Origin of the sequence: Kitasatospora phosalacinea, assembly GCF_000716545.1 — a bacterium.
Taxonomy (GTDB): Bacteria; Actinomycetota; Actinomycetes; order Streptomycetales; family Streptomycetaceae; genus Kitasatospora; species Kitasatospora phosalacinea.
Window position 1 is genome coordinate 19,392 of the sequence record NZ_JNWZ01000039.1, and the last position, 26,545, is coordinate 45,936.

23 protein-coding genes are annotated in these 26,545 nt (G+C 73.7%); 13 read left to right on the plus strand and 10 right to left on the minus strand.

Features of this window, described 5'->3' with window-relative positions; all coding sequences use genetic code 11:
* Positions 1-4 precede the first annotated feature (4 nt).
* Complete coding sequence (locus tag OO48_RS20445) at positions 5-1,513, minus strand: peptide MFS transporter (protein ID WP_033218367.1); 1,509 nt, start codon at positions 1,511-1,513, stop codon at positions 5-7.
* 317 nt (positions 1,514-1,830) lie between these two features.
* Between OO48_RS20445 and OO48_RS20450 the strand changes: the two genes are divergently transcribed.
* Complete coding sequence (locus tag OO48_RS20450; RefSeq protein WP_033218369.1) at positions 1,831-2,505, plus strand: response regulator transcription factor; 675 nt, start codon at positions 1,831-1,833, stop codon at positions 2,503-2,505.
* 46 nt (positions 2,506-2,551) lie between these two features.
* Positions 2,552-3,793 (plus strand): ATP-binding protein, encoded by a 1,242-nt coding sequence (locus tag OO48_RS20455; protein WP_033218370.1) that lies wholly within the window; start codon positions 2,552-2,554, stop codon positions 3,791-3,793.
* 15 nt (positions 3,794-3,808) lie between these two features.
* Here OO48_RS20455 and OO48_RS20460 read toward each other — a convergent pair whose 3' ends face one another.
* Positions 3,809-4,330, minus strand: coding sequence for a GtrA family protein (locus OO48_RS20460; protein WP_245194727.1), 522 nt, complete (start codon positions 4,328-4,330; stop codon positions 3,809-3,811).
* A gap of 247 nt (positions 4,331-4,577) precedes the next feature.
* On the opposite strand from OO48_RS20460, the gene OO48_RS20465 reads away from it, so the two are divergent.
* The 4 genes from OO48_RS20465 to OO48_RS20480 are packed head-to-tail and all read left to right on the plus strand — an operon-like array spanning position 4,578 to position 8,271.
* Positions 4,578-5,669 (plus strand): 5-(carboxyamino)imidazole ribonucleotide synthase, encoded by a 1,092-nt coding sequence (locus OO48_RS20465; protein ID WP_051732367.1) that lies wholly within the window; start codon positions 4,578-4,580, stop codon positions 5,667-5,669.
* Complete coding sequence (gene purE / locus OO48_RS20470; protein ID WP_033218374.1) at positions 5,666-6,190, plus strand: 5-(carboxyamino)imidazole ribonucleotide mutase; 525 nt, start codon at positions 5,666-5,668, stop codon at positions 6,188-6,190. The genes OO48_RS20465 and purE overlap by 4 nt, the downstream gene beginning before the upstream one ends.
* Before the next feature lie 12 nt (positions 6,191-6,202).
* Positions 6,203-7,396, plus strand: coding sequence for a dipeptidase (locus tag OO48_RS20475; protein ID WP_033218376.1), 1,194 nt, complete (start codon positions 6,203-6,205; stop codon positions 7,394-7,396).
* Positions 7,393-8,271: a MerR family transcriptional regulator gene (locus OO48_RS20480; protein ID WP_209439518.1), complete on the plus strand. Its 879-nt coding sequence runs from the start codon at positions 7,393-7,395 to the stop codon at positions 8,269-8,271. The genes OO48_RS20475 and OO48_RS20480 overlap by 4 nt, the downstream gene beginning before the upstream one ends.
* 13 nt (positions 8,272-8,284) lie before the next feature.
* Here the strand turns inward: OO48_RS20480 and OO48_RS20485 are convergent, their stop codons facing one another.
* Positions 8,285-8,692: a CoA-binding protein gene (locus OO48_RS20485; protein WP_033218377.1), complete on the minus strand. Its 408-nt coding sequence runs from the start codon at positions 8,690-8,692 to the stop codon at positions 8,285-8,287.
* A 71-nt stretch (positions 8,693-8,763) separates the two neighbouring features.
* Complete coding sequence (locus tag OO48_RS20490) at positions 8,764-10,107, minus strand: UDP-glucose dehydrogenase family protein (RefSeq protein ID WP_033218429.1); 1,344 nt, start codon at positions 10,105-10,107, stop codon at positions 8,764-8,766.
* A 140-nt stretch (positions 10,108-10,247) separates the two neighbouring features.
* On the opposite strand from OO48_RS20490, the gene OO48_RS20495 reads away from it, so the two are divergent.
* A complete protein-coding gene (locus tag OO48_RS20495; RefSeq protein ID WP_033218379.1) occupies positions 10,248-11,417 on the plus strand; it encodes an LCP family protein in 1,170 nt (389 codons plus the stop codon).
* Here the strand turns inward: OO48_RS20495 and OO48_RS20500 are convergent.
* Positions 11,410-11,880, minus strand: a complete 471-nt coding sequence (locus OO48_RS20500) for a serine O-acetyltransferase (protein ID WP_051732363.1) — start codon at positions 11,878-11,880, stop codon at positions 11,410-11,412. The genes OO48_RS20495 and OO48_RS20500 overlap by 8 nt on opposite strands.
* Positions 11,881-12,065: 185 nt before the next feature.
* Complete coding sequence (locus OO48_RS20505; RefSeq protein ID WP_033218381.1) at positions 12,066-13,391, minus strand: LCP family protein; 1,326 nt, start codon at positions 13,389-13,391, stop codon at positions 12,066-12,068.
* Positions 13,392-13,733: 342 nt separating this feature from the next.
* On the opposite strand from OO48_RS20505, the gene ssuE reads away from it, so the two are divergent.
* The 3 genes from ssuE to OO48_RS20520 all read left to right on the plus strand — a co-directional run bounded on the left by ssuE (position 13,734) and on the right by OO48_RS20520 (position 17,927).
* On the plus strand, positions 13,734-14,288 hold the full coding sequence (gene ssuE / locus OO48_RS20510) for an NADPH-dependent FMN reductase (RefSeq protein WP_033218383.1): 555 nt from the start codon (positions 13,734-13,736) through the stop codon (positions 14,286-14,288).
* A gap of 289 nt (positions 14,289-14,577) precedes the next feature.
* Positions 14,578-15,363, plus strand: coding sequence for an ABC transporter ATP-binding protein (locus OO48_RS20515; RefSeq protein WP_245194728.1), 786 nt, complete (start codon positions 14,578-14,580; stop codon positions 15,361-15,363).
* Between the two features lie 14 nt (positions 15,364-15,377).
* Positions 15,378-17,927, plus strand: a complete 2,550-nt coding sequence (locus tag OO48_RS20520; RefSeq protein WP_033218386.1) for an ABC transporter permease — start codon at positions 15,378-15,380, stop codon at positions 17,925-17,927.
* A 127-nt stretch (positions 17,928-18,054) separates the two neighbouring features.
* Here OO48_RS20520 and OO48_RS20525 read toward each other — a convergent pair whose 3' ends face one another.
* Positions 18,055-19,560, minus strand: coding sequence for an LCP family protein (locus OO48_RS20525; RefSeq protein ID WP_063830710.1), 1,506 nt, complete (start codon positions 19,558-19,560; stop codon positions 18,055-18,057).
* 104 nt (positions 19,561-19,664) lie between these two features.
* Here OO48_RS20525 and OO48_RS20530 point away from each other — a divergent pair, with 104 nt between their 5' ends.
* Both OO48_RS20530 and OO48_RS20535 read left to right on the plus strand, forming a co-directional pair.
* Entirely contained in the window at positions 19,665-20,705 is a 1,041-nt protein-coding gene (locus OO48_RS20530; RefSeq protein WP_033218389.1) for a glycosyltransferase family 2 protein, read from the plus strand.
* Between the two features lie 65 nt (positions 20,706-20,770).
* Positions 20,771-21,376, plus strand: a complete 606-nt coding sequence (locus OO48_RS20535; protein WP_033218392.1) for an acyltransferase — start codon at positions 20,771-20,773, stop codon at positions 21,374-21,376.
* 44 nt (positions 21,377-21,420) lie between these two features.
* On the opposite strand, the gene OO48_RS20540 is transcribed toward OO48_RS20535, so the two are convergent.
* Together OO48_RS20540 and OO48_RS20545 are read right to left on the minus strand one after the other, a co-directional pair.
* On the minus strand, positions 21,421-23,133 hold the full coding sequence (locus OO48_RS20540) for an LCP family protein (protein WP_033218393.1): 1,713 nt from the start codon (positions 23,131-23,133) through the stop codon (positions 21,421-21,423).
* Between the two features lie 181 nt (positions 23,134-23,314).
* Positions 23,315-24,103 carry a TIGR03089 family protein gene (locus tag OO48_RS20545; RefSeq protein WP_033218395.1) on the minus strand — a complete coding sequence of 263 codons (789 nt, stop codon included), beginning with the start codon at positions 24,101-24,103 and terminating at the stop codon, positions 23,315-23,317.
* Between the two features lie 149 nt (positions 24,104-24,252).
* On the opposite strand from OO48_RS20545, the gene OO48_RS20550 reads away from it, so the two are divergent.
* Complete coding sequence (locus tag OO48_RS20550; protein WP_051732365.1) at positions 24,253-25,167, plus strand: DNA-3-methyladenine glycosylase family protein; 915 nt, start codon at positions 24,253-24,255, stop codon at positions 25,165-25,167.
* A 60-nt stretch (positions 25,168-25,227) separates the two neighbouring features.
* On the opposite strand, the gene OO48_RS20555 is transcribed toward OO48_RS20550, so the two are convergent.
* Positions 25,228-26,535 (minus strand): coenzyme F420-0:L-glutamate ligase, encoded by a 1,308-nt coding sequence (locus tag OO48_RS20555; protein ID WP_051732368.1) that lies wholly within the window; start codon positions 26,533-26,535, stop codon positions 25,228-25,230.
* Between the last annotated feature and the right edge of the window lie 10 nt (positions 26,536-26,545).

A 26,545-nucleotide genomic window follows, 5' to 3' on the forward strand; every position in this document is an offset into this window, starting at 1 on the left:
CCGGTCAGCGGGCGTCGCCCATCAGCTTCCCGATCCGGCCGCGGGCGGCGAACAGGCCGACGCCCGCGGCGATCGCCAGCAGGCCCTGGACGGCGAAGTACCAGGTCGAGCCGACCACGTCGTCGCCGAGCAGCAGCTGGGCGATGGCGGCCACGCAGTCGCCCGCGGTGACGGCGAGGAACCAGACGCCCATCATCTGGCTGGCGTACTTGGCGGGCGCCAGCTTGGTGGTGACGGACAGGCCGACCGGGGAGAGGGTCAGCTCGCCGGTGGTCTGGATCAGGTAGACCACGGCCAGCCAGAGCGGCGAGACCATGACGCCGCCGGACGCCGCCGCCATGGCGAGCATCATCACCAGGAAGGACGCGCCGATCATCAGCAGGCCGAAGGCGAACTTCGCGGTGGTGGAGGGGTTGCGGCCGCGCCGGGCGGCGGCGTTCCACAGCCAGGCGAAGACCGGGGCCAGCGCCATGATGTACAGCGGGTTCAGCGACTGGAACCAGCTGGACGGGAAGCCGAAGCCGAACAGGCTCCCGGCGGTGTTCTGCTCGGCGAACACGCTCAGGGTGGAGCCGGACTGGTCGTAGATCATCCAGAACACCGCGGCCGCCACGAAGAACCACAGGTAGCCGCCCATCCGGGAGCGCTCCGCGCCGGACAGGTCGCGGTCGCGGCGGATCCGGGCGAAGACCAGCGCGGGGATCGCGATGCCGGCCAGCGACAGCGGCCAGATCGCCCAGGAGACGGTGAAGTGCCCGGTGCCGGCCACCACGCCGTAGAACAGCGCGGCGGCGGCCAGCCAGAGCGCGGCCTTGCGCAGCACCGCGCGGCGCTCGTCCCGGCTCATCGGCGCGGCGACGACGCTCGAGCGCGGGCTGAGGTGGCGGCTGCCCAGCAGGTACTGGATCAGGCCGAGCGCCATGCCGACGCCCGCCAGCGCGAAGCCCAGGTGCCAGTTCACCTTCTGCCCGACGGTGCCGATCACCAGCGGTGCCAGGAAGGCGCCGAGGTTGATGCCCATGTAGAAGATGGTGAAGCCGCCGTCGCGGCGCGAGTCGTCGTCCTTGTCGTAGAGCTGGCCGACCATCGTGGAGATGTTGGCCTTCAGCAGGCCGGAGCCGATCGCGATCGGCACCAGGCCGGCGAAGAAGAACCCCTTGCTGGGGACGGCGAGCATGAAGTGCCCGACCATGATGACCAGCCCGCCGAGGGCGACGGTGCGCCGGGCGCCGAGCAGCCGGTCGGCGATCCAGCCGCCGGGCAGCGCGAGCAGGTAGACCATGGCGTTGTAGACCGAGTACACGGCGGCGGCGGTGGCCGCCGGGACCTCCAGGCCGCCCTTGGCCGCCGCGGTGGTCATGTAGAGCACCAGCAGCGCGCGCATGCCGTAGAAGCTGAAGCGCTCCCAGGTCTCGGTCATGAAGAGGGTGGCCAGGCCGCGGGGGTGGCCGAGGAAGGTCCGTCCCGGGCTGGGGGAGAGCCGTGCCTCGGACTCCAGGGTGGTCGGAGCCATGCTGATTCCTTGCCTGTTTTCTCGGGGGTTCCCACCACCCTAAGTCGCCGGTTCAGGTGATCACGGAGCGTGAAAGGTATGACGAAGGTAAAGCCTTGCGGCTATGTATCGTACATTTCAACGCCCAGAGCGGAAGACTGCCTGTGAAACAAAGGGCGATGTGGAGAATGTCCGTTAAAGTGCAGTTGTTGCCGAAGTGGGCCCCGAAATCAAGTTGATCACCGGCTGTGACGGTCTTCACAGGGCCCCGTCCGGAGCGGCCGGGACCGCCCGGGACCCCCTGATCGGCGGCCCCCGCGCGGTCTACCATCGCCCCTATGACCTGTGTGCTGCTGGCCGAGGACGACCCGGCAATCTCCGAACCGCTGGCCCGCGCCCTGCGCCGCGAGGGCTACGAGGTGCTCGTCCGCGAGGACGGGCCGACCGCCCTGGGCGCCGGCCTCAGCGAGGACGTCGACCTGATCGTGCTCGACCTCGGCCTTCCCGAGATGGACGGCCTGGAGGTGTGCCGGCGGCTGCGCGCCGACGGCAAGAGCTTCCCCGTCCTGGTGCTCACCGCCCGCGCCGACGAGGTGGACACCGTGGTCGGCCTGGACGCCGGCGCCGACGACTACGTCACCAAGCCGTTCCGGCTGGCCGAACTGCTCGCCCGGGTCCGGGCCCTGCTCCGGCGCGGCAACGTCGACCAGCTGACCACCGGCGCGCACGGCGTGAAGATCGACATCGAGTCGCACCGCGCCTGGCTCGGCGAGGAGGAACTCACCCTCTCCGCCAAGGAGTTCGAGCTGCTGCGGGTCCTGGTGCGGGACGCCGGACGGGTCGTCACCCGCGAGGAGATCATGCGCCAGGTCTGGGACACCACCTGGTGGACCTCCACCAAGACCCTGGACATGCACATCTCCTGGCTGCGCAAGAAGCTCGGCGACGACGCCGCGAACCCGCGCTACATCGCCACCGTGCGGGGCGTCGGCTTCCGCTTCGAGAAGAACTGACCGGAAGCACCGAAGCGACCCGGACCCGACCGAAGGACCGCCCGGCGTGAAGCGCAGGATGATCAACTCGCTGCTGGGCGTCGTCCTGGTGGTGGTCGCGGTGTTCTGCGTGCCGCTGGCCCTGATCGAGAAGCAGACGATCGTCAACGCCGCCAACGACCGGGTGGACGCGGTGGCGGTCCGGGTCCTCGGCCTGGTCGAGAGCCGGCTCGCCGCGGGGGAGCCGGTCAGCGGCGAGAAGTTCGCCGCGGTCGTCACCGGCGACGACTACCACGTCACCGTGGACATCCCCGGGCAGGAGCAGATCGCCCTCGGCCACCCCGTCGAGGGCGACGCGCTGACCGCCACCGAGACCGGCGCCAGCGGCGAGACCGTCACCGCCGCGCAGTCCCGCACCGCGCTCGACCACGAGATCGGCAACATGCTGCTGCTGCTCGGCGTGGTCGCGCTGCTCGCCGTCCAGGCCGCCGTGGCGCTCGCCGTCTGGCAGGCCAAGCGGCTGGCCCGGCCGCTCACCGACCTCGCCGAGACCGCCGAACGCCTCGGCTCCGGCGACCCGCGTCCGCAGGGCCGCCGCTACGGCGTCCCCGAACTCGACCGGATCGCCGAGGTGCTGGACACCAGTGCCGAGCGCATCGCCCGGATGCTCACCGCCGAGCGCCGGCTCGCCGCCGACGCCTCGCACCAACTGCGCACCCCCCTCACCGCGCTCTCCATGCGCCTGGAGGAGATCACCGCGCTCGCCGAGGACCCGGACACCGTCCGCGAGGAGGCCGCCATCGGCCTCCAGCAGGTCGAGCGGCTCACCGACGTGGTGCAGCGGCTGCTCACCAACCAGCGCGACCCCAACAGCCCCACCGCGGTGACCTTCGGGCTCGACGAGGTGGTCAAGCAGCAGGTCGAGGAGTGGGCCCCGACCCTGCGCGACGGCGGGCGGCGGCTGGTCATCGAGGGCCTGGCCGGGGCCCGGGTGATCGGCACCCCCGGCGCCGTCTCCCAGGTGCTCGCCACGCTGATCGAGAACTCGCTGATGCACGGCGCCGGCGCCATCACGCTGCGGGTGCGCCGCTCCGGCAGCTCGGTGGTCGCCGAGGTCCAGGACGAGGGCCCGGGCGTCCCCCGGGAGCTGGGCAACCGGGTCTTCGAACGGGCCGTCAGCGGCCGCAACTCCACCGGCATCGGGCTGGCCGTCGCCCGCGACATCGCCGAAGCCGACGGCGGCCGCCTCGAACTGCTGTCGCTGCGGCCGCCGGTGTTCGCGCTCTTCCTCGCCCGCGGGGACGGCTGAGGGGGCGCGGTCGGTTCAGTTCGCCAGCGCGGGGCGCTCCTCGGCGGCGAGCAGCAGCTCCGCCTCCTGCACGACCTCGGGGTCCTCCAGCTCCGGCATCGCCTTGAACACCCAGGTGCGGTAGGAGACGAAGCGGAAGACGGTGGCGATCGCCAGGCCGAGGAGCTTGCCGCCCAGCCGCTCGACGGGGCTGTCCAGCCCCAGCACGTACTGGGTGAAGCCCAGGGTGCCGGTCTCGATCAGCATGCCGACGCCGCTGAACAGCAGGAACAGCGTGATCTCCCGCTTGCGCGAGGCGGCGTCGCGGTCCCGGTAGAGCCAGTAGCGGTAGCCGAGGTAGTTGGTGGCGATCGCCACCACGGTCGCCGCGATGTTGGAGCGCAGCGAGGCCAGGCCCACGGCGTTGTTGAGGATCCAGAACAGTCCGAAGTTGACCACCACGCCGGAGGCGCCGATCAGGGCGAAGCCGAAGGCCTCCATGCGCAGCCCCCGCAGCCGCTGGAGCGGGGAGGGGCGCGTTTCGATGGTGCTCGTCATCCGGGCTGTCTCCGTCTACGTCTACTTCACATGATCGGATAAGTAGGTGTCGTGCGATCCGGCCCACCAGGCTACCCGCACTCCGCGGGTGCTCCGGCCCCGATCCGCGCGCGATCCGGGCGCGCGCGACCCCGCGCACGCGGGTACGAGTGCCCCCACCGGCCCGGATATCCTGGAGCGCGTGACTGTAGCGGGCAATGCGAACTTTCCAGTGGTCGGAGTCATCGGTGGCGGGCAGCTCGCCCGCATGATGCACCAGGCGGGCATCCCGCTGGGCATCCGCTTCAAACTCCTCGCCGACACCCCCCAGGAGTCGGCCGCGCAGGTGGTCGGCACCACCGTGCTCGGCGACTACCGCGACCTCGACACGCTGCGGGCCTTCGCCGCCGACTGCGACGTGATCACCTTCGACCACGAGCACGTGCCCACCGAGCACCTGCGCGCCCTGCAGGCCGAGGGCGTCGCCGTCCGCCCCGGCCCGGAGGCCCTGGTCAACGCCCAGGACAAGGGCGTCATGCGGGCCAGGCTCGACTCCATCGGCGTCCCCTGCCCCCGGCACCGCCTGGTCGCCGACCCGGCCGACGTCACCGCCTTCGCCGAGGAGGGCGACGGGTACCCCGTCGTCCTGAAGACCGTCCGCGGCGGCTACGACGGCAAGGGCGTCTGGGTCGTCGGGGACGAGACCGAGGCCGCCGCCCCCTTCCTGGCCGGCGTCCCCGTGCTGGCCGAGGAGAAGGTCGACTTCCTGCGCGAGCTCGCCGCCAACGTGGTCCGCTCGCCCAGCGGCCAGGCCGTCGCCTACCCCGTCGTCGAGTCCGTCCAGGAGAACGGCATCTGCGCCGAGGTCACCGCCCCCGCGCCCGACCTCGACCCCGCCCTCTCCGACGAGGCCCAGCAGCTCGCCCTCCGCATCGCCGGCGAACTCGACATCACCGGCCACCTCGCCGTCGAGCTCTTCCAGACCCGCGACGGCCGCATCCTGGTCAACGAACTCGCCATGCGCCCGCACAACTCCGGCCACTGGTCCCAGGACGGCGCCGTCACCTCCCAGTTCGAGAACCACCTGCGCGCCGTCCTCGACCTCCCCCTCGGCGACCCCCGCCCCCGCGCCAAGTGGACCGTCATGGTCAACGTCCTCGGCGGCGACTACCCCGACATGTACCGCGCCTTCCTGCACTGCATGGCCCGCGACCCCGGCCTCAAGATCCACATGTACGGAAAGGACGTGAAGCCCGGCCGCAAGGTCGGCCACGTCAACGTCTTCGGGGACGACCTCGAAGACGTCCGCGAGCGCGCCCGCCACGCGGCCGCCTACCTGCGAGGAACGATCACCGAATGACCTCTCCCCTTGTCGGCATCGTGATGGGCTCCGACTCCGACTGGCCCGTGATGGAGGCCGCCGCGCAGGCGCTCGACGAGTTCGAGATCCCGTACGAGGTCGACGTGGTCTCCGCGCACCGGATGCCGCGCGAGATGGTCGCCTACGGCGAGCAGGCGCACGGGCGCGGCCTGAAGGCGGTCATCGCGGGGGCCGGCGGGGCCGCGCACCTGCCCGGGATGCTGGCGTCGGTGACGCCGCTGCCGGTGATCGGCGTGCCGGTGCCGCTGCGCTACCTGGACGGGATGGACAGCCTGCTGTCGATCGTCCAGATGCCCGCCGGGGTGCCGGTGGCCACCGTCTCGGTCGCCGGGGCGCGCAACGCGGGGCTGCTCGCGGTGCGGATGCTGGCCGCGTTCGACGCCGAACTGGCCGAGAAGATGGTCGAGTTCCAGGCCGAGCTGAACAATCAGGCCACCGAGAAGGGGCGCAAGCTGCGCGCCAAGGTCGCGGGGAACGACTCCTTCGGCTTCGGCAAGTAGTAGAACGGGGGGATGACCCCCGAACTGCTCGACCGCGCCCGGGCCGTCCTGCGCACCACCCCGGTGCTGGACGGCCACAACGACCTGCCCTGGGCGATGCGCGCCCAGGCCGGGTACGACCTCGACGCCGTCGACCTGACGGCCGACCAGAGCCACCGGCTGCACACCGACTTCGGCCGCCTGCGCGCGGGCGGGGTCGGCGCGCAGTTCTGGTCGGTGTACGTGCCCGCCGAGCTGTCGGGGGACGGCGCGGTCAGCGCGACGCTGGAACAGGTCGACTTCGTCCGGACGATGACCGAGCGGTACCCCGAGCAGCTGCGGCTCGCGCTGACCGCCGACGACCTGGAGGCCGCCCGCGCCGAGGGCCGGATCGCCTCGCTGATGGGCGCCGAGGGCGGGCACTCGATCAACTCCTCGCTGGCCACCCTGCGCGCGCTGTACGAACTGGGCGTGCGCTACCTGACGCTCACCCACAACTCCAACGTGCCCTGGGCGGACTCCGCCACCGACGAGCCCGTGCACGGCGGGCTGAGCGCGTTCGGCGAAGAGGTGGTGCGGGAGATGAACCGGCTCGGCATGCTGGTCGACCTCTCGCACGTCTCGGCCGGCACCATGCGCGACGCGCTGCGGGTCTCCGAGGCGCCGGTGGTCTTCTCGCACTCCTCCGCCCGCGCCGTCTGCGACCACCCGCGCAACGTCCCCGACGACGTGCTGGCCGCGCTGCCCGCCAACGGCGGCGTCGCGATGGCCACCTTCGTGCCGAAGTTCGTGCTGCCCGCCGCCATCGAGTGGACGCTCGCCGCCGACGCCAACATGGCGGCCCGGGGCTTCCACCCGCTGGAGACGACGCCCGGGGCGATGGCCGTGCAGCGCGCCTACGAGGCCGAGCACCCCCGCCCGGTCGCCACCGCCGCCACCGTCGCCGACCACCTCGACCACATGCGGGAGGTCGCCGGCGTCGACCACATCGGCATCGGCGGCGACTACGACGGCACCGCCTTCACCCCGTCCGGCCTGGAGGACGTCTCCGGGTACCCGGTGCTGGTCGCCGAACTGCTGCGCCGCGGCTGGTCCGAGGCCGAACTCGCCAAGCTGACCTGGCACAACGCCGCCCGGGCGCTGCGCGAGGCCGAGACGGTCTCCCGCCGGCTGCGGGCCGAGCGCCGCCCCTCGACCGCCACCCGCGAGCAGCTGGACGGCGCGTGAACCACGAAGACCTTGACCCCGCCCCTGGGGCAGGCCGCAGCGTTGCCGGTGCGGAGGAGGAACGGCTGCTCACCACCGGCGAGTTCGCCCGGCGCGGCCTGCTGTCGCCCAAGGCGCTGCGGCTGTACGACCGGCAGGGGCTGCTGCCGCCGGACCGGATCGACCCGGACAGCGGCTACCGGTACTACCGGCCGGAGCGCCTGGCCACCGCGCGGCTGATCGTCCGGCTGCGCGGACTGGACATGCCGCTGGCCACGGTCGCCGAGGTGCTCGCCCTGCCGGGCCCCGCGGCGGCCGAGCGGATCGCCGCGTACTGGGCCGCCGTCGAACGGCGGACCGCCTCGCAGCGGACGCTGGCCGAGCACCTCCGCGTCCAACTCAGCGGACTGAAAGGGATCGACGAGATGTACCGGATCGAACTGCGCGAGGTGCCCGAGCAGCTGGTGCTCACCGAGCGGCGCCGCGCCAGGCCGGAGGAGCTGGACCGCTTCATCCCGGAGGCCACCGCCCGGCTGGAAGCCGTCGCGGCGGCCCACGGCGGCGTAGCGGCCGCCCCGTTCGTGGTCTACCACGGGGACGTCAACGAGGACGCCGACGGCCCGGTGGAGGTCTGCGTTCCGATCGACCCGGCCCGCGCCGAGGGGCTGACCGCCGCGCACCGCACCGAACCCGCGCACCGGGAGGCGTACACCACGATCACCAAGGCGCAGGTGGAGTACCCGCAGATCCTCAGCGCCTACGACGCGGTCTGCGACTGGACGGAGCGCGGCGGCACCCCGCGCCTCGGCCCCGGCCGCGAGGTGTACTTCGCCGACTGGGCCGCCGCCGGGCCGTCCGACCCGGTCTGCGACGTCGCCTTCCCGATCGGCGGCTGACCGGCGGGGGCCGCTACAGCTTCGGCAGCTCGATCGCCGGGCACCTGTCCATCACCATGTCGAGCCCGGCCGCGCGGGTGCGCGCGAAGGCCGCCTCGTCGACCACCCCGAGCTGGAACCAGACCGCATTCGCCCCCTTCGCCACCGCCTGGTCGGCGACCGGCCCGGCCAGCTCGGAGTTGACGAACACGTCCACCACGTCGACCGGGAACGGGATCTCGGCGAGCGAGGCGTAGCCCTGCTCGCCGAGCACCGTCTCGGCCTTCGGGTGCACCGGCACGATCCGCTTCCCGGCCCGCTGCAGCACCCGGGCCACCCCGTACGCGGCCCGCGCGGTGTTGTTCGACAGGCCGACCACGGCCCAGGTGTCGCCGGAGTCGGTGAGGATCTTCCGGACGGTGGCGTCGTCTCCGTAGCTCATGCCCGGAGCAACGACGCCACCGCGCCGCCCATTCCGCGCACCGCCGGCCCGACGCGCCGCCGGTTCGACCGCTACTCCGCCGACGGCCGGCCCATCGCCCGGTACGTCCAGCCGGCGGCCCGCCAGGCCTCGCCGTCCAGCACGTTGCGGCCGTCCACCACCCGGCGCTCGGCGACCACCGCGCCGACCTCCGTCGGGTCCAGCTCGCGGAACTCCTGCCACTCGGTCAGGTGCAGCACCACGTGCGCGCCCTCGGCGGCCTCCAGCGGGGAGGCCGCGTAGGAGAGGCTGGGGAACATCTTGCGGGCGTTGTCCATCGCCTTCGGGTCGTAGACCGTGACCTGGGCGCCCTGGAGCTGGATCTGCCCGGCCACGTTCAGCGCGGGCGAGTCCCGGATGTCGTCCGAGTTCGGCTTGAACGCGGCGCCCAGCACCGCGACCCGGCGGCCCAGGAACCCGCCGCCGCACTGCTCGCGGGCCAGCTCCACCATCCGGGAGCGGCGCCGCATGTTGATCGAGTCGACCTCGCGCAGGAAGGTCAGCGCCTGGTCCGCGCCCAGCTCGCCGGCCCGCGCCATGAACGCCCGGATGTCCTTGGGCAGGCAGCCGCCGCCGAAGCCCAGGCCGGCGTTCAGGAACTTCCGGCCGATCCGCTCGTCGTACGAGAGCGCCTTGGACAGCTGCACCACGTCGGCGCCGGCGCTCTCGCAGACCTCGGCCATCGCGTTGATGAAGGAGATCTTGGTGGCCAGGAAGGAGTTCGCGGCGGCCTTCACCAGCTCGGCGGTCGGGAAGTCGGTCACCACGAACGGCACGCCGTCCGCGATCGGGCCCGCGTACACCTCGCGCAGCAGCCGCTCGGCGCGCTCGCTGCGCACGCCGACCACCAGCCGGTCCGGGTGCAGGGTGTCGTCGACCGCGAAGCCCTCGCGCAGGAACTCCGGGTTCCAGGCCAGCTCGGCCTGCTCGCCCGCCGGGGCCAGCGCGGCCAGCCGCTCCGCCAGCCGGCTCGCCGAGCCCACCGGCACCGTCGACTTGCCCACCACCAGGGTCGGCCGCTCCAGCAGCGGCGCCAGCGCGTCCACCGCGGCGTCCACGTAGCTCATGTCGGCGGCGAACTCGCCCTTGCGCTGCGGGGTGTTCACGCAGACGAAGTGCACGTCGCCGAAGGCCGCGAGCTCCTCCCAGGAGTCGGTGAACCGCAGCCGCCCGGTCGAACCCTCGTGCCCCGCGACGTGCTTGAGCAGCAGCTCCGACAGCCCCGGCTCGTACATCGGCACCCGCCCGGAGGCCAGCGCCGCCAGCTTCTCCCGGTCGACGTCGAGCCCCAGGACCTCGAACCCGAGCTCCGCCATGCACGCGGCATGCGTCGCGCCCAGGTAGCCGGTGCCGATCACCGTGATGCGGGGAGCCACGCGCATTCCCTTCGGTCCGGGCCGTACCAGGGGTGAGCGACGGCCGCAGCCACCGATGGTAGCCGCCCGGCCGAGCGCCGGGACGCGCGGATTTCACGGTTTCGGCTCGAAGGCCCGCACGGGGGGTTCACAATGCCGCCATGAGTTCCAAGGGGCGGGGCGACGAACCGGAGGAGGACTCCGGTTCGCTGAGCATCTTCGACCGTGACGGGGACGGGGACGGGAACGGGAACGGCGGGGAGGACGGCGGCGGGGAGGGCGCGGCGGCGGAGTCCGCGCCGCGGCGCCGGCGGGGGCGGCGGCTGCTGGTGTGGACGCTGGCGGTGCTGCTGGTGCTGGCGGGCGGGGCGTTCGGCGGGCTGCTGTGGGTGGCGGACCACTACGCGTCCTCGGTGGAGCGGATCCCGAACGCCTTCCCGACCCTGGCCGCGTCCGAGCAGCCCCCGGCGGTGCCGCACAGCGGGCAGACCTTCCTGCTGGTCGGGCTGGACGCCCGCTCCGACCAGGCGACCACCGGCAAGGACGCCAAGGCGCCGGCCTGGCAGGCCGGGGCGCAGCGCAGCGACACCATGATGCTGATGCACGTCTCGGCGGACCGGAAGTCGGTCTCGCTGGTCTCCATCCCGCGCGACACCTGGGTGCCCGTCCCCGGCCACGGCAAGGCGAAGATCAACGCGGCCTACTCCTGGGGCGGCCCGGCGCTGATGATCCAGACCGTCCAGGACCTCACCAAGATCAGGATCGACCACGTCGCGGTGATCGACTGGAACGGCTTCCGGGCCCTCACCGACGCCGTCGGCGGCGTCGACATCACCATCCCGCGCACCATCGAGGCCAAGGGCGACGCCCGCGAGTGGCTGGCCGGCACCCACCACATGGACGGTGCCGAGGCGCTGCTCTACGTCCGCGAACGGCACGGCCTGCCCAACGGGGACCTCGACCGCACCAAGCGGCAGCAGAACTTCCTGCGCGCCCTGATGATCAAGACCATGAGCTCGGGCACCCTCTCCAGCCCGTCCAAGCTCACCGGCCTGCTCGGCACCATCGGCGACGTGGCCAGCGTCGACGACCGGCTCAGCAACACCGACCTGTACGACCTCGCCTGGAGCCTGCGCGACGTCCGCCCCGACGGCGTCCACTTCATGAACGCCCCGTTCGGCGGCTTCGACACCATCGACGGCCAGGCGGTGGTCCTGATGGACGACGGCGCCGCGGGCGTCCTGTGGAACGCCGTGCGCACCGACCGGATGGACGCCTACCTGGCCGAGCACCGCACCAGCACCGACACCCTGGGGCAGGACGTCAGCTGACGGCGGGCGCGGGCCCCTGCTCGTGCACCCGCTGCCGCTCGCCGACCTTCCGGGCCGGGGCGCCGGCCCAGACCTCGCCGGGCCCGGTGGAGCGGGTCAGCACCGCGTTGGCGCCGACGACGGTGTCGGCGCCGACGGTGAGCGTGCCGCTCTTGCAGACGATCTTCGCGCCGGCGCAGACCACCACGCCGTCCTCCAGCACCACCCGCCGCATCGCCGACAGCTCCTGCGGCACCCACGGGTCGGCGCGGCCGATGGTGACGCCGTTGTAGAGGGTGACGTTCGCGCCCAGGGTGGTGTACGGGTGCAGGACGGTGCCGAAGCCGCGGTGGAAGACCACCAGGCCGGGGCCGATCTCGGCGGCGGCCGGCACCTCCAGCCCGTAGAGGGCCAGGGCCTCCTGGACCAGGCGGCCGAACAGTCGGCTGCGGCGGCGGTAGATGAGGGCGGTCACCAGCGACATGGCCGACATTGTCCGCCGCCCCGCGCGGGGCGGCGCCGACGACGCGCGCCGCGGCGGCAGTTCGGATCCGCCGTGCGAATCGCGGATCCCGGACGCCGCCGCGGGGCGCGGCCGGTCGGGCCGGAACGGCCCGGAGGGAACGACCGGACGCGAACGGCCGGTCGGGGGCGGCTACTTGGCGACGGCTACTTGGCGGCGGCCGGGACGGGGGTGTCGTTGCGCATCGCCTCGAAGACCGCCTTGGACTTGGCCTCGTCCCACTTGACGGCGGACTCGCCGGTGGGGGTGCGGTAGTCCGGGTTGCCGATCGGGACGGTGATGGTCTTGCCGTCGCCGCCGGTGACGCCCTTCATGGCGAGGAACATCGAGCCCAGGTCGGTCAGGCCCGCGTCGTCGTCGACGATCACGGTGTCCAGGCCGGCCGAGACCAGCGGGTAGAAGGTGAACGGGTTGAGCAGCGTCGTCGGGGAGGCGGCCTGCTTGGCCAGCGCGCCGAGGAACTTCTGCTGGTTGCGCATCCGGCCGAGGTCCTGGTCGGCCATCTGGTGGCGCTGCCGGACGAAGGCCAGCGCCTGCTTGCCGCTCAGGGTCTGGGTGCCGGCCTGCAGGTCGAGGCCGGAGTCCTTGTCCTTGACCGGCTGCTCGATGTTCATCTCGACGCCGCCGACGGCGTCGACCAGGCCGACGAAGCCGGAGAAGCCGATCTCCGCGTAGTGGTCGATCCGCAGGTTCATGTTGGTCTCGACGGTCTGCACCAGCAGGCGGCCGCCACCGGCCGCGAAGGCCGCGTTGATCTTGCGGGTGGCGGCGGGGACGGTCTTGCCGTTGCCGGAGGTGTCCTGGTGGGCGGGGATCTGCACCCAGGAGTCGCGCGGGATCGACATCAGCGTGTTCCCGTTGTCGCCGATGTGCAGGACCATCATCGAGTCGCTGCGCTTGCCCTCGGCGGAGCCGGTGTGCAGGTCCTGCTCGTCGGCGTCGGTGAGGCCGGCCCGGCTGTCGGAGCCGACGATCAGCCAGTTGGTGCCCTTGCCCGGGGCCGGCCGGCCCGGGTAGTCGGCCAGCACGTTCTCGTGGTGCAGCTTGCCGTCCGCCCAGAAGTAGGTGCCGATCATGGTCACCAGCAGGGCGAGGACCAGGCCGAGCACCGAGTAGCCGACGGTCTTCTTGCGCGAGCGGCGCGGCCGGGCGGCCCCGGGCGCGCCGGCGCCCGCCCCCGCGCCGGAACCAGGACCGGCCGGGTTCGGCCCGGACTCGTACGGCGGCCGCCCCTGGGGCGGCCGCCCGCCGTACGGGGGCTGCCCGCCGCCGCCGTCGCGGTACGGGTCGCCGCCCTGCGGGCGGCCGTCGTCGGGTCGGTCCTGCCGGGCGGGACGGGAGAGCGGGACGCCCGTGCCGCGCGGGTTCAGCTCCGGCGGCAGCGGCGGTTCCGCCGCCGCTCCGCCCTGGCCCCGCGCCGCGTCGCCCCGCCCGTATGCGCCGCCCCCCGGGCGCTCCTGCCACGTGTTCATGGGGGAAGGATGCCCGAACCGGGGGCCGCGCGGTGGTCGAGGAGGCGCCGCGGGCCCCGTTGTGGCCGTTTTGATGCAGGGCGGGGACGGTTCGGAGCACTGTTCACCAGGCGGGCACGGCCTTGACCCGTCGAAACCGGGCGTGTTTGCATGACCGTATGGAGCAGCGTCAGGTCCTCACCCGTCGGCGGCACGTCGACCACGGTCGGGTGTCCTGCTCGCTGTGTCGCGGCTGACGCCTTCGCCGCGCACTCACCCGGGCGACCCGCGCCTCGCCCACTCCTTCCCCTCCCCCCTTCCCGGTCGCGGCGTGCCCGCGGCCGTACGCCCCGAGGTGACTCCATGGCCGTGATCCTGTCCGTCTCCGGTTCCCCGTCCGCGACCTCCCGCACCACCCGGCTGCTGCGCCACGTCGACCGCCGGCTCGCCTCGCACGGGCACCAGGTCCGCACGCTGGACGCCCGCTCGCTGCCCGCCGCCGCGCTGCTCGCCGCGGACACCTCGGACCCGGCGATAGCCAGGGCCGTCGAGCTGTTCGAGCAGGCCGACGGCGTGGTGATCGGCACCCCGGTCTACAAGGCCGCCTACTCGGGCCTGCTGAAGGCCCTGCTCGACCTGCTGCCGCAGTACGCGCTGCGCGGCAAGACGGTGCTGCCGCTGGCCACCGGCGGCTCCACCGCGCACGTGCTGGCGGTGGACTACGCGCTGCGGCCGGTGCTCAGCTCGATGGGCGCCGGGCACATCACCCAGGGCTGGTTCGTGCTGGACCGGCACGTCGGCGTGCGCGAGGACGGCGGCACCGAACTGGAGCGCGAGACCGAGGTGTTGCTGACCCCGGTGGTGGACGCGTTCTCCGCCGCGCTCGCCCCGCGGGTGGAGCTCGCCGTGGCGAGCTGACCGTTCGTCGGCGAAGCCGCCCCGCCCGGGGCCCGGGACCCTCAGACCGCAGCGCGGGAACCCCTAGGGGAGAGGGCCCGGGCCCCGGACGCTTTCCCGGGCCGGGGCTCAACCCGGTGGAGGACGACCGCTCCCGGGCCCCGCTCCTACCGTGGAGCCGTCCCCCGGGCCCCACCTCCAGAGGTAGGGCCAGCCCCACCCCGAAGACGGATGCCTGCTGGATTCCGCGGCCGGGGTCACGCCCGGAAGGCTGGGGGACGACGTCGGACCCCACCACGAGGAGCATGCAGTGACCACGGCAGCGAGCCCCGCTCACCTCTCATCCCTGCCGGAGCGGGGCGGCGCCGCCGCCCGGGCCAGGCAGGTCACCAAGGCGTACGGCGCGGGGGAGACCCGGGTGACGGCGCTGGACGCGGTCGACGTCGACATCGACCGCGGCCGCTTCACCGCGATCATGGGCCCGTCAGGGTCCGGCAAGTCGACGCTGATGCACTGCCTGGCCGGGCTGGACACCGTCTCCGAGGGGCGGATCTGGATCGGCGACACCGAGATCACCGGGCTGAAGGACAAGCAGCTGACCAAGCTGCGCCGGGACAAGATCGGCTTCATCTTCCAGGCCTTCAACCTGCTGCCCACGCTGAACGCGGTGGAGAACATCACGCTGCCGATGGACATCGCGGGCCGCAAGCCCGACCAGGCCTGGCTGCAGCAGGTGATCGACACCGTCGGCCTGTCCGGCCGGCTCAAGCACCGCCCCGGCCAGCTCTCCGGCGGCCAGCAGCAGCGCGTCGCGGTGGCCCGCGCCCTGGCCGCCCGGCCCGAGATCATCTTCGGCGACGAGCCCACCGGCAACCTCGACTCCCGCTCCGGCGCCGAGGTGCTCGGCTTCCTGCGCCGCTCCGTCGACGAACTCGGCCAGACCATCGTGATGGTGACGCACGACCCGGTCGCCGCCGGCCACGCGGACCGGGTGCTGTTCCTCGCCGACGGCGCGATCGTCGACGAGATGCACAACCCGACCGCCGACTCCGTCCTGACCCGCATGCGCCGTTTCGACGGCAAGCGCACCAGCTGAGACGGGGCCCGACCATGCTGCTCAAGACCTCGCTGCGGAGCTTCTTCGCCCACAAGTGGCGCCTGGTGCTCTCCCTGCTCGCCGTGGTGCTCTCGGTCGCCTTCGTGTCCGGCACCCTCGTCTTCTACAACACCGCCACCAGCACCTTCGACAAGCTGTTCGCCTCCACCGCCTCCGACCTGTCGGTCTCCAAGGCCGAGGACGAGATCGCCGACGGCGCCCCCGGCCGGGTGCCCACCATCCCGGTGGGGACGGTGGCGAAGGTCGCCGCCGAGCCCGGCGTCAAGGCCGCCCTCGGCCAGGTCATGACCTCCGACGCGACGCTGGTCGACCCCGCCACCAACAAGGTGATCGGCCCGACCAGCGGCGCCCCCACCCTCACCGGCAACTGGACCGACACCCCGCGCAACTCCGTCGACATCACCTCCGGCCACGCCCCGCAGGGCGACGGCCAACTGGTGCTGGACGCCGACACCGCGGAGAAGGCCCACCTCGGCCTCGGCTCCAAGGTCCGGATCATCACCGACGCCAACCACGACTTCACCGTCTCCGGCATCGCCACCTTCCGCACCACCAACCCCGGTGCCGCCCTCGCCTTCCTGGACACCGCCACCGCCCAGCGGGTGCTGCTCGGCACCGAGGCGTACACCTCGGTCGAGGTCTTCGGCGACGGCACCCGCACCGACGAGCAGCTGAAGGCCACCGCCCTGGCCGACCTCGGCGGCGGCTTCCAGGCCAAGACCGCCGCCGAGCAGAAGAAGGAGAACTCCGACGACGTCGGCTCCTTCCTGGACTTCATGAAGTACGCGATGCTCGGCTTCGCCGTCCTCGCGGCCGGCGTCGGCGGCTTCCTGATCGTCAACACCTTCTCCATGCTGGTCACCCAGCGCACCCGCGAGATCGGCCTGCTGCGCGCCATCGGCGGCAGCCGCTCCCAGGTCAACCGCTCGGTGCTGACCGAGGGCCTGTTCCTCGGCGTGCTCGGCTCCACCCTGGGCATCGGCGCCGGGCTCGGCCTCGCGCTCGGCATGATCCAGCTGATGAAGGCCGTCGGGATGAACCTGGACGCCTCGCTGGAGATCACCTGGACGGTTCCGGCGGTCTCGTACGCGGTCGGCGTGCTGGTGACGCTGCTCGCCGCGTTCGTCCCGGCCCGCCGCGCCTCCCGGATCACCCCGATGGCCGCGCTGCTCGACCACGCCGCCCCGGTCGAGCCCCGGGCCAACCGGATCCGCACCGCGGTCGGCGGCCTGGTCACGGTGGCCGGCGCCGCCGCCCTGGTGCTCGCCGCCTCCTCCTCCGGCGCCACCGGCGGGTCGCTGATCGGCCTCGGCGTGCTCGCCACCCTGGTCGGCGCCGTGGTGCTCGGCCCGCTGCTGGTCTCCGGCCTGCTCCGGCTGCTCGGCGGCGCGCTGTCCGCCCTGTTCGGCCCGGCCGGCCGCCTCGCCCAGCGGAACGTGATGCGCAACCCGCGCCGCACCGGATCCACCGCCGCCGCCCTGATGATCGGCCTGGCCGTGGTCGTCGGCGCCTCCGTGATCACCTCCTCCATGGTCTCCTCGGCCACCGCCCAGATCGACAAGTCCGTCGGCGCCGACTACATCGTCGGCGGCGGCCGCTCCCCGATCCCGGCGGAGGCGGCCGAGGCGGTCGAGCGCACCCCCGGCGTCGACCACATCACCCGGCAGAAGGAGGTGCCCGCCGAACTCACCACCCCCGACGGCGCCCGCACCAAGACCGAGCTGATCGCCGCCGACTCGAACTTCACCCGGGACTTCCGCCTGCCGGTCGCCTCCGGCACCGCCGAGGGCGTCTTCACCGGCGGCCTCTCGGTCGACCAGAAGTTCGCCGACGCGCACCACCTGCAGGTCGGCGACCGGATCGCCGTCGCCTACGGCGAGGGCCGCACCCAGACCATCCCGGTCGCCGCCGTCCTGAAGACCGGCAACCAGCTGTTCGACGGCAACTTCTTCACCGGCACCAGCACCGTCTCCACCGGCCTGAACGGCCGGCTCCCCGGCGACGGCACGCTGTTCGCCGGAGCCTCGGCCGGCGCCGACAAGGGCGCCGTGCTCGCCGGCCTGCAGAAGGCGCTGGAGCCCTACCCGCAGCTGATGGTCAAGGACCAGGCCGGCTACAAGGACATGATCAAGTCCCAGGTCGACCAGCTGCTGTCCATGGTCTACGGCCTGCTCGGCCTGACGATCGTGGTCGCCGTCCTCGGCGTGGTCAACACGCTGGCCCTGTCGGTCATCGAGCGCACCCGCGAGATCGGCCTGCTGCGCGCCATCGGCCTCTCCCGCCGCCAACTGCGCCGGGTGGTCCGGCTCGAATCCGTGGTCATCGCCCTGTTCGGCGCCGTCCTCGGCAGCGTGCTCGGCCTCTCCTGGGGCGTCGCCGCCCGCTCCGTGCTCGCCGACAACGGCCTGACCACCCTCACCGTCCCCACCGGCACCGTGCTCACCGTCCTGGTCGGATCCGTGGTCATCGGCCTGGCCGCCGCCCTCGTCCCGGCCTTCCGCGCCGCCCGGATGAACGTGCTGGCCGCCATCGCCACCGACTGACCGGCCGTCACCGCCCGCCGTTTCCCGCCCCCCTCGGGGCCCGGGGAACGGCGGGTCCGTGCCGCTCCGGGCCGGGGCCCGCCGAAGGCCCGTGCCGCTCCGGGCGGTACGGCACCCCGCACGCCCCTCAGCCCGGACAGCCGATCTCGGTCCCGCTCTCCGCCCCGGCCACCGCCGGAGCGGAAGCGGCGGCAGCCGGCGTCGCACTCGCCGCCCTGCTCGGGGAGGCCCCGCCCGCCGGGGAGCGGTACTCACTGCCCGCGACCACCTGGAAGGTCGACCCCAGGCCCGGCACGGACTCGAGTTCGGCGTCCGGCAGCGCCGCGGCCAGGGTCTTCACCGACTCGTCCCAGCGCGGGTCGTAGCGGATCACCGTCCGGGCGGCGGACGTCCCGCCGGGCGCGTTGGACGGCGTGCCGGTGGTGGCGAACCCGGCCTTGCGCAGCTCCGCGTCGACCCGGAAGCCCAGGCCCTGGACGCCCGCGCCGTTGAGCACCTGCACCCGCACCTCGCCCGGAGGAACCGTTCCGGCAACGGGCGGGGCGCTCGGCGGAGCGGTGGACGCCGGAGCCCCGGCGCCGGCCACGGTGAGCGGCCGCCCGGCCCGGACGGCCTCGAACAGCGCCGCCGCGCCCTTCTCGTCCCACAGCACGGTCGACCCCCACCCCGCCACCTGGTGGTCCACCTGGGCCAGCGGCACCGTGGCGAAGTCCGCGTTCGAGGCCGACAGGTCCTTCAACCGGCCCGCGAACTCCAGCAGTTCGGCGTTGCCCAGCCCCTTGTCGACCTTGACCGAATGCAGCACGGTGTCCAGCACCCCGGTCAGCTTCGCCGGGTCGAGCAGGGCGTTCCCGGCGGTCGCCCGGTGCAGCAGCTGCGCCAGGAACTTCTGCTGGCGGTGCATCCGCCCCAGGTCGGAGGAGCCGTCCACGTGCCGGGCCCGGACGTAGCGCAGCGCCCCCGCGCCGTCCAGCCGGCTGGTGCCGGCCGGCAGGTCCAGCCCCGAGTAGTCGTCCTTGAGCGGCTTGGGGGTGCACACCTCGACACCGCCCAGGGCGTCCACGGTGGAGACGAAGGCGAGGAAGTCCACCTCCACGTAGTGGTCGATCCGCAGCCCGGTGTTCTGCTCGACGGTGCGCACCGCCAGCGGCGCCCCGCCCATCCCGTACGCCGCGTTGATCTTGCCCTTGGAGGCGGCCACCTGCTTCCCGGTGGCGAGGTCCTGGTGCGCGGGGATGTCCACGTAGGAGTCGCGCGGGACGGACACCACGGTGGCCCGGCCGCGGTCCGCGGACAGCTGCACGACCATCATCGTGTCGGTGCAGTGGCAGGACTCGCCGCCCGCGTGCAGCACGTCCTTCAGGGTGGACTCCGGGATGCCCTCGCGCTCGTCGGTGCCCACCACCAGGAAGGTCGAGGCGCCGTCGTCGGCCGGGCGGTCCGGGCCGCCGCCGATCGCGTCCACCCGGTCGAGCGAGGAGCCGACGCCGTTCAGCACCGCCCACCCGCCGCACGAGGTGGCCAGGACCGCGAAGGACAGGACGCCCGCCGCCCAGCGGCCCCGGCTCCGACGGCCCGGACCTCGCCGCTGGACCGGTGCGGAGAGGCGTGCGGGCGGACGCTGCTGAGGCATCTTCCGGATGGTAGGCGGGCCGGCCGCGCCCGCCCGGACGGCGCGCCGGACGGGGGAGGACCCCGTCTGACAGGCACCGTGCCGCGCCGGTACGCTCGGGCACGATGAACACCAAGGCTGCTGAGGAGCTGCCGGCGGTCTCCGTGATCATGCCGGTGCTCAACGAGGAACGACACCTGCGCACCGCCGTCCGCCGCATCCTGGAGCAGGAGTACGGCGGCGAACTGGAGGTGGTGATCGCGCTGGGCCCGTCCTCGGACCGGACCGACGAGATCGCCGCCGCGCTCACCGCCGAGGACCCGCGGGTGCGCACCGTCCCCAACCCGACCGGCCGCACCCCGGCGGGCCTGAACGCGGCGATCCGGGCCAGCCGCCACCCCGTGGTGGTCCGGGTCGACGGCCACGGCCTGCTGACGCCCGGTTACATCGCCACGGCGGTCCGCCTGCTCGACGAGATGGAGGCCGCCAACGTCGGCGGCATCATGCACGCCGAGGGCGAGAACGACTGGGAACACGCCGTCGCCGCCGCGATGACCTCCAAGGTCGGCGTCGGCAACGCGGCCTTCCACACCGGCGGCCTGGCCGGCCCCGCCGACACCGTCTACCTCGGGGTGTTCCGCCGCGAGGTGCTGGAGCGGCAGGGCGGCTACAACGAGGAGTTCATCCGCGCCCAGGACTGGGAGCTCAACTACCGCATCCGCCGGGCCGGCGGCCTGGTCTGGTTCACCCCCCAGCTCAAGGTCACCTACCGTCCCCGGCCCAGCGTGCGCGCCCTGGCCAAGCAGTACAAGGACTACGGCCGCTGGCGCCGGGTCGTCACCCGCTACCACCGCGGCTCGGTCAACCTGCGCTACCTGGCCCCGCCGGCCGCCCTGCTCGGCGTGCTGGCCGGCCTGCTGCTCGGCGTCCTGGTGCACCCGGCGTTCCTCGTCCTGCCGGCCGGCTACCTGCTGGCGATCGTCCTCGGCAGCCTGAAGAGCCCCGGCCTGTCCGCGAAGTCGCGGCTGCTGCTCCCGGTGGCCCTCGCCACCATGCACATGAGCTGGGGCTTCGGCTTCCTCACCTCCCCGCGCAAGCTGGCCCGCAAGGTGATCGCCTCCACCCCGCCCGCCCCGATCGACCCGAAGCCCACCACCGCGGCCTGACGCCCCGTCGAGGACGGTCCCCGGAACGCCGGACGGGGGCCGTCGCCGCGCACTAGGCTCGCGCCATGACGAGCAGCGCCCCCAGGATCGAGGCCACCGCCGACGTCGACCCGAGCGCCGAGATCGGCCCCGGCAGCACCGTCTGGCACCTCGCCCAGATCCGCGAGGACGCCCGGATCGGCGCCGAGTGCATCATCGGCCGCGGCGCGTACGTCGGCCCCGGCGTCCGGCTCGGCGACCGGGTCAAGCTGCAGAACCACGCCCTGGTGTACGAGCCCGCAGTCCTGGAGGACGGCGTCTTCGTCGGCCCCGCCGCCGTCCTCACCAACGACCTCTACCCGCGCTCCGTGGACCCGGACGGCAGGCTCAAGCGCGGCGACGACTGGCACGCCCGCGGCGTCACCCTCCGCGAGGGCTGCTCGATCGGCGGCCGCGCCGTCCTGGTCGCCGGCGTCACCGTCGGCCGCTGGGCCCTGGTCGCCGCCGGCGCGGTCGTCCACCGCGACGTCCCCGACCACGCCCTGGTGGCCGGCGTCCCCGCCCGCCGGATCAAATGGGTCGGCCGGGCCGGCGAACCGCTCACCCCCGCCGGCCCCGGCCGCTGGCACTGCCCCCGCACCGGCGAGGGCTACACCGAGACCGGCCCCGACACCCTCGTCCGCGACGCCTAGCCAGGGCGGGCGGGCACCCCGGGGCCGGGGAGCGGAGGGGCCCCTCACTTCCCCTTGGCCGCACAGACGTTGGTGTCGTCCGCCTGCACCCGCTGGATGTCCTTGGGCGCCTCGGTCGGGGCCGGCGAGGGCGTGCCGGCCGCGCCGGTGAAGTCCTTGCCGATCACGACCACCACGCCGTCCTTGGCCCCGAGCCTGCTGCTCGCCTGCGCCGCCGTCGCGGGCAGTCCGAGGGCCGCGGCCACCGCCTGCGCCTCGTCCTCGTGCCCGGCGGGGTAGGAGACCGTGCTGGTGTCCGCCGCGTCCGCGTTGTTGCCCGCGACGGCCAGCTCGAAGCCCTTGTCCTGGAGCGCGGTGGCCGCCTTCGTGGCCTGCTTGGGGGTTCCGCTGCCGTTGCGCACGGTGACCTTCACGCCGGCCGCGTCCACCTGGGGCGCGGCGGGGGCGGAGGAGGCCGGGGCCTGGGGCGTCCCGGGGGCGGCGCTCGGCGCCGGGGCGCCGGTCAGCGAGCGGTCCGCGGCGATCATCGAGAACACCTGCTGGGCGTCGTTCGGCTTGAGCACCAGGTGGTTGTTGTTCGTCGGGTCGTCGATCACCGGCACCGTGGTGAAGGTGATGTTCTTGGTGTCGACCCGGGAGATGTCGAGCGCCAGGTCCTTCAGCTTGTTGACGCTGCCGATCCCGTCGTCCACGGTGAGCGCCTTGGTGGCGGCGTCCGCCAGGTCCCACAGCTTGGTGGGGCTGGTCAGGGTGTCGCTGCTCTTCATCTTGCGGATCATCGAGGAGATGAACTGCTGCTGCAGCGGGATGCGGGTCAGGTCGCCGCCGAAGCCCACCGCGTGCCGGGTGCGGACGAAGGCCAGCGCCTCCTCGCCCTGCACCACGTGCCGGCCCGCGGACATCTTCAGGTGCGAGTACGGGTCGTCGATGTCGGTGGCGGCGCACACCTCGACACCGCCGACCGCGGTCGAAAGGGTCTTCACCGCTTCGAAGTTGACCATCATGAAGTGGTTGATCCGGACGCCGGTCAGCTTCTCCACGGTCTTCCAGGTGCAGCCCGGGTCGCGCCCGTCCTGCCCCAGGCTGGTGTTGAACATCGCCCTGGCCTCGCCGGGGATGCTCGTGTCGCCGCTCTTGCAGTCCGGGATCTGCACCATCAGGTCGCGCGGGATGGACAGCACCGTCGCGTTGGAGCGGTCCTTGGCGATGTGGAACAGCAGCGTGGTGTCCGCGTGCCCGGTCGAGCCCTCGTCGCCGTACTCGCGGCCCAGGCCGACCCGGCTGTCGGTGCCGATCACCAGGATGTTCAGCGCGTCGGTCGCCTGCGGGCGCTCGGAGTCGTCACCGACCTCGACCTTCACCGAGGAGATGTTGTTGTTGAAGTGCTGGTACACGTAGTACGCGCCGCCGCAGCCCGCCACCAGCACCAGGCCCAGCGTGCCCGCGGACCACTTCAGCGCCCGCCGGCCGCGGGTCGAGCGGCCCTTGCGGCGGGCGGCCCGGCCGCCCGCCACCGCGGTCGCGCCCTTCCCGCCCCGGGCGGCCCGGGAGCCGCGGGGGGCCGGCGCGTCGGCGTCGGCGGCCTCGGCCGGGGCCCGGCGCGCGGACCGGGGGCGCGCGGCGGCGGGCCGGCGGCCGGCGTCCAGGTCGAGCCGGAACTCGCCGGTGGCCGGGTCGAGCACCCACTGGTCGGCGGGGTCGACGCCGGGAGGGTTCGAGTCCGCCGAGTCGCCCCGGTTCCGGTGTCCGCTGTTCATCCCGGACACCCTAAACGAGCCTGACGCCCCAACCGTCCACCATGTGATACCCGTCACCCGGCGGAAGGGTGGAAAACGGCGGCGGCGCTCCCCGCCCGGTCCGATCCGCCGGGCGGAGCGCGCCGCCGCCGCACTCCACTGCCATCGCCCCAGGACTACCCGTCCCGGTGGGCCCCGGTCGTCAACCCAGACGCAGAGTCACCCGTTCGGATTCGATCCGGCTCCGCCACTGATCCTCCGTCAACTTCCCGGAGTTGCGGCACAGGACGACCGACGCCCCGGCCGCCAGCGGCGCCAGCAGGCCCGCCTCCAGGCCCGTCCAGTCGTCGAACGACAGCGTCGAGAGCACCCGGCTGCCGCTGTCCAGGCCCAGCCGGGCCGCGCCCTCCCGGGCCAGCGCCACCGCCTGCTCGCCGGTCAGCTTCAGCGGCAGCCCGTCCACCAGCGTCTCCAGCGCCACCGCCTGCGGGTCCACCGGCGAGTACGGGGCGAACCGGTCGCCCTGCCCGGGCACCTCCGCCGCGTAGTCCAGGAACCCGTCCGGCCGCTGCGGGAACCGGCCGCCCAGCGGGCGCAGCGCCAGCGCCACCCGCTCGCCCGGGCACGCCTGCGCGGCCGCCAGCCCGTCCGGGCCCGAGACCACCAGGTCGGCGCCCTCCGGCTCGCCCTGCGGCACCGCCACCACGCCCACCGACCAGCAGGCCAGCAGCCACACCGCGCTCTGCCAGTGCGCCGGCAGCAGCAGCGCCGCCCGGTCGTCCGGTGCGGCGTTCAACTCGTCCTGCAGCAGGTTGGCCGTCTTCGCCACCCAGTTGTCGAACGTCTTCGCCGACAACTCCACCCGTTCCCCGGTCGAGTCGTCGTAGAAGGTCACCAACGGGCGGGACGGGTCGGCGGCGGACCCCGGGCGCAGGAAGGCCTGCAGCAGCTCGGCGGGGGTGCGGGCGTCGGCAGCGAAAGGCGCAGTCATGGTGCGGTCCAGCCTACGTCCTGCGCCCCGCCGGACGGGAGGGTGCCCGCCCGTTCGGCCCGCCGCGTCGCGACACCGCGCCGCGTTACGCTCACCCTGCCCCGTGCCCGAGCCCCGGGGTCCCGCCCCCGACTTCCGAGGATGTACCGATGTCCGCCCAGACCCGACAGTGGCGGCCCGGCTACCCGCTCGACCTGGGACGCACCCTCTTCCCGCTCCAGCACGGCGCCGGCGACCCCGCCTTCCAGCGCACCCCCGACGGCGCCGTCTGGCGCGCCTCCCGCACCCCCGACGGGCCCGGCACCCTGCGGATCCTCCAGCGCGCCGACGGGATCGACGCCACCGCCTGGGGGCCCGGCGCCGGCTGGCTGCTGGAACAGCTCCCGGCGATGCTCGGCGCGCACGACGACCCGGCCGGGCTCGTGCTGCCCCCCGGGCCGCTCCGCGAGGCCCAACGCTCCTGCCCGGGGCTCCGGTTGACCCGCACCGGCCTGGTGATGGAATCCCTGGTCCCGGTGATCCTGGAGCAGAAGGTCACCACCACGGAGGCCTACCGGGCCTGGCGCGCCCTGCTCCGCGACCACGGCACCCCGGCCCCCGGCCCGGCCGCCGACCTCGGCATGCGGGTCGTCCCCACCGCCCGCGAATGGACCCTCGTCCCCAGCTGGGCCTGGCACCGGGCCGGCGTCGACCCCAAGCGCTCCGCCACCGTCGTGCGCGCGGCCCGCCTCGCCGCCCGCCTCGAGCAGGCCGCCGCGATGGCCCCGGCGGACGCCTTCGCCCGCCTCACCGCCGTCCCCGGCATCGGCCCCTGGACGGCCGCGGAGACCCTCCAGCGCAGCAACGGCGACGCCGACGCCGTCTCCGTCGGGGACTTCCACCTCCCCAACACCGTCGGCTGGGCGCTGGCCGGCCGGCCCCGCAGCGACGACGCCCAGATGCTCGCCCTGCTGGAGCCCTACCGCCCCCACCGCCACCGCCTCTGCCGCATCCTCCCCCTCACCGGGGCCCGTCCTCCGAAGTACGGCCCCCGCCTCACCCCCAACGACCACCGGAACCGGTGAGACGCCGGGAGGGCACCGCGGCGGCCGCGCCCCCGCCGTTCCCCGGGCCCCTGGGTGCCCCTACCGCACCGTCAGGAAGGACTCCGCGTCCCGCGCCTGGCGTTCCCCCGGCCCCTGCGCCGCCCGGCCCACGGCGACCGCGCCCATCGGGTCCCAGCCCGCCGGGAGGTCCAGCGACTCGCGGACGGTGTCGCGGCAGAACATCGTCGAGGACACCCACGCCGAGCCGTAGCCCTCGCCGGCGAGCGCGACCAGCAGGTTCTGCACGGCGGCGCCGATCGCCACCACGAACATCTCCCGCTCGGCGGCGGCCCGCCGCTCGTCGGGGTAGTCGTGGGAGCCGTCCATGGCCAGGCACGGAACGATCAAGTACGGTGCGCCGCGCAGCACTTCGCCCCGGGCGGTGCGCCGGGCGATCCGCTCCTCGGTCCAGCCGTCGAGCTCCCGCAGGTCCCGCTGCCAGGCGGCGAGCATCGCGTCCAGCAGCCCGGTCCTGGCCTCCGGGGTCTCCAGCAGGACGAACCGCCAGGGGGTGGTGTGGTGCGGGGCGGGGGCGGTGACCGCGGCGGCGACGGCCCGCCGCACCGCGCCGCCGTCGACGGGTTCGTCGGTGAAGGCGCGCACCGTGCGCCGCAGGGTGACCGCCTCGCGGACGGCCTCGGAGGTGCCGAGGCGGAACATGTCCTGCCCGGCGGGGCGGACCAGCCCGCGGGCGCCCTCCCCGTCGTCCGCGGTGACCAGCCCGTCCAGGCCGCGGACGACCGCCACCGGGGTGCCGGTGGCCTTGCCCTTGACCAGGTCGGCGGCGGCGGCGAGCTCGTCGGCGGTGGCGGTGACGGTCAGCCGCAGCTCGTTGCCGTGGCTGTCGAAACGCCCGCGGTGGTCCTCCAGGACGGGCAGCCCGGCGGCGCCGATCGCCACGTCGGTGAGGCCGTTGCGCCAGGGCCGGCCGAAGGTGTCGGTGATCAGCACGGCCAGCCGCCGGCCCGTCAGCTCCTGCAGCCGGGAGCGCAGTCGCCGGGCCGAGGCGTCGGGGTCGACCGGCAGCAGCAGGACCGTGCCGGGCGCCGTGTTGGACGCGTCGACGCCGGCCGCGGCCATCACCAGGCCGTTGCGGTTCTCGACGATCCGGGTCCGGCCGCGCCGGGCCACCACCCGGACGGTCTCGGCGTCGATCGCGGCTTCCCGGTCGTCGGCGCGCACCAGCCGACCCTCGGCCTTGGAGACCACCTTGGAGGTGACCACCACGACGTCGCCGTCCGCGAACTCGCCCGCCTTGGCGATCAGTTCGGCCAGGTCGTCGCCGGCCGCGACCTCCGGCAGCCCGCGGACCGGCAGCACCGACAGTGCCGACGCCCCGGCGCTCACGCCCGAGTCC

Excerpts from the sequence above, each read along its gene's own strand:
- OO48_RS20530 (WP_033218389.1), top strand. The coding sequence starts at position 19,665 with ATGAACACCAAGGCTGCTGAGGAGCTGCCGGCGGTCTCCGTGATCATG.
- OO48_RS20550 (WP_051732365.1), top strand. The coding sequence starts at position 24,253 with ATGTCCGCCCAGACCCGACAGTGGCGGCCCGGCTACCCGCTCGACCTG.
- OO48_RS20545 (WP_033218395.1), bottom strand. The coding sequence starts at position 24,103 with ATGACTGCGCCTTTCGCTGCCGACGCCCGCACCCCCGCCGAGCTGCTG.
- OO48_RS20535 (WP_033218392.1), top strand. The coding sequence starts at position 20,771 with ATGACGAGCAGCGCCCCCAGGATCGAGGCCACCGCCGACGTCGACCCG.
- OO48_RS20525 (WP_063830710.1), bottom strand. The coding sequence starts at position 19,560 with ATGCCTCAGCAGCGTCCGCCCGCACGCCTCTCCGCACCGGTCCAGCGG.
- OO48_RS20475 (WP_033218376.1), top strand. The coding sequence starts at position 6,203 with ATGACCCCCGAACTGCTCGACCGCGCCCGGGCCGTCCTGCGCACCACC.
- purE (WP_033218374.1), top strand. The coding sequence starts at position 5,666 with ATGACCTCTCCCCTTGTCGGCATCGTGATGGGCTCCGACTCCGACTGG.
- OO48_RS20450 (WP_033218369.1), top strand. The coding sequence starts at position 1,831 with ATGACCTGTGTGCTGCTGGCCGAGGACGACCCGGCAATCTCCGAACCG.
- OO48_RS20540 (WP_033218393.1), bottom strand. The coding sequence starts at position 23,133 with ATGAACAGCGGACACCGGAACCGGGGCGACTCGGCGGACTCGAACCCT.
- OO48_RS20520 (WP_033218386.1), top strand. The coding sequence starts at position 15,378 with ATGCTGCTCAAGACCTCGCTGCGGAGCTTCTTCGCCCACAAGTGGCGC.
- OO48_RS20500 (WP_051732363.1), bottom strand. The coding sequence starts at position 11,880 with ATGTCGCTGGTGACCGCCCTCATCTACCGCCGCCGCAGCCGACTGTTC.
- OO48_RS20505 (WP_033218381.1), bottom strand. The coding sequence starts at position 13,391 with ATGAACACGTGGCAGGAGCGCCCGGGGGGCGGCGCATACGGGCGGGGC.
- ssuE (WP_033218383.1), top strand. The coding sequence starts at position 13,734 with ATGGCCGTGATCCTGTCCGTCTCCGGTTCCCCGTCCGCGACCTCCCGC.
- OO48_RS20460 (WP_245194727.1), bottom strand. The coding sequence starts at position 4,330 with ATGACGAGCACCATCGAAACGCGCCCCTCCCCGCTCCAGCGGCTGCGG.
- OO48_RS20495 (WP_033218379.1), top strand. The coding sequence starts at position 10,248 with ATGAGTTCCAAGGGGCGGGGCGACGAACCGGAGGAGGACTCCGGTTCG.
- OO48_RS20445 (WP_033218367.1), bottom strand. The coding sequence starts at position 1,513 with ATGGCTCCGACCACCCTGGAGTCCGAGGCACGGCTCTCCCCCAGCCCG.
- OO48_RS20465 (WP_051732367.1), top strand. The coding sequence starts at position 4,578 with ATGATGCACCAGGCGGGCATCCCGCTGGGCATCCGCTTCAAACTCCTC.
- OO48_RS20485 (WP_033218377.1), bottom strand. The coding sequence starts at position 8,692 with ATGAGCTACGGAGACGACGCCACCGTCCGGAAGATCCTCACCGACTCC.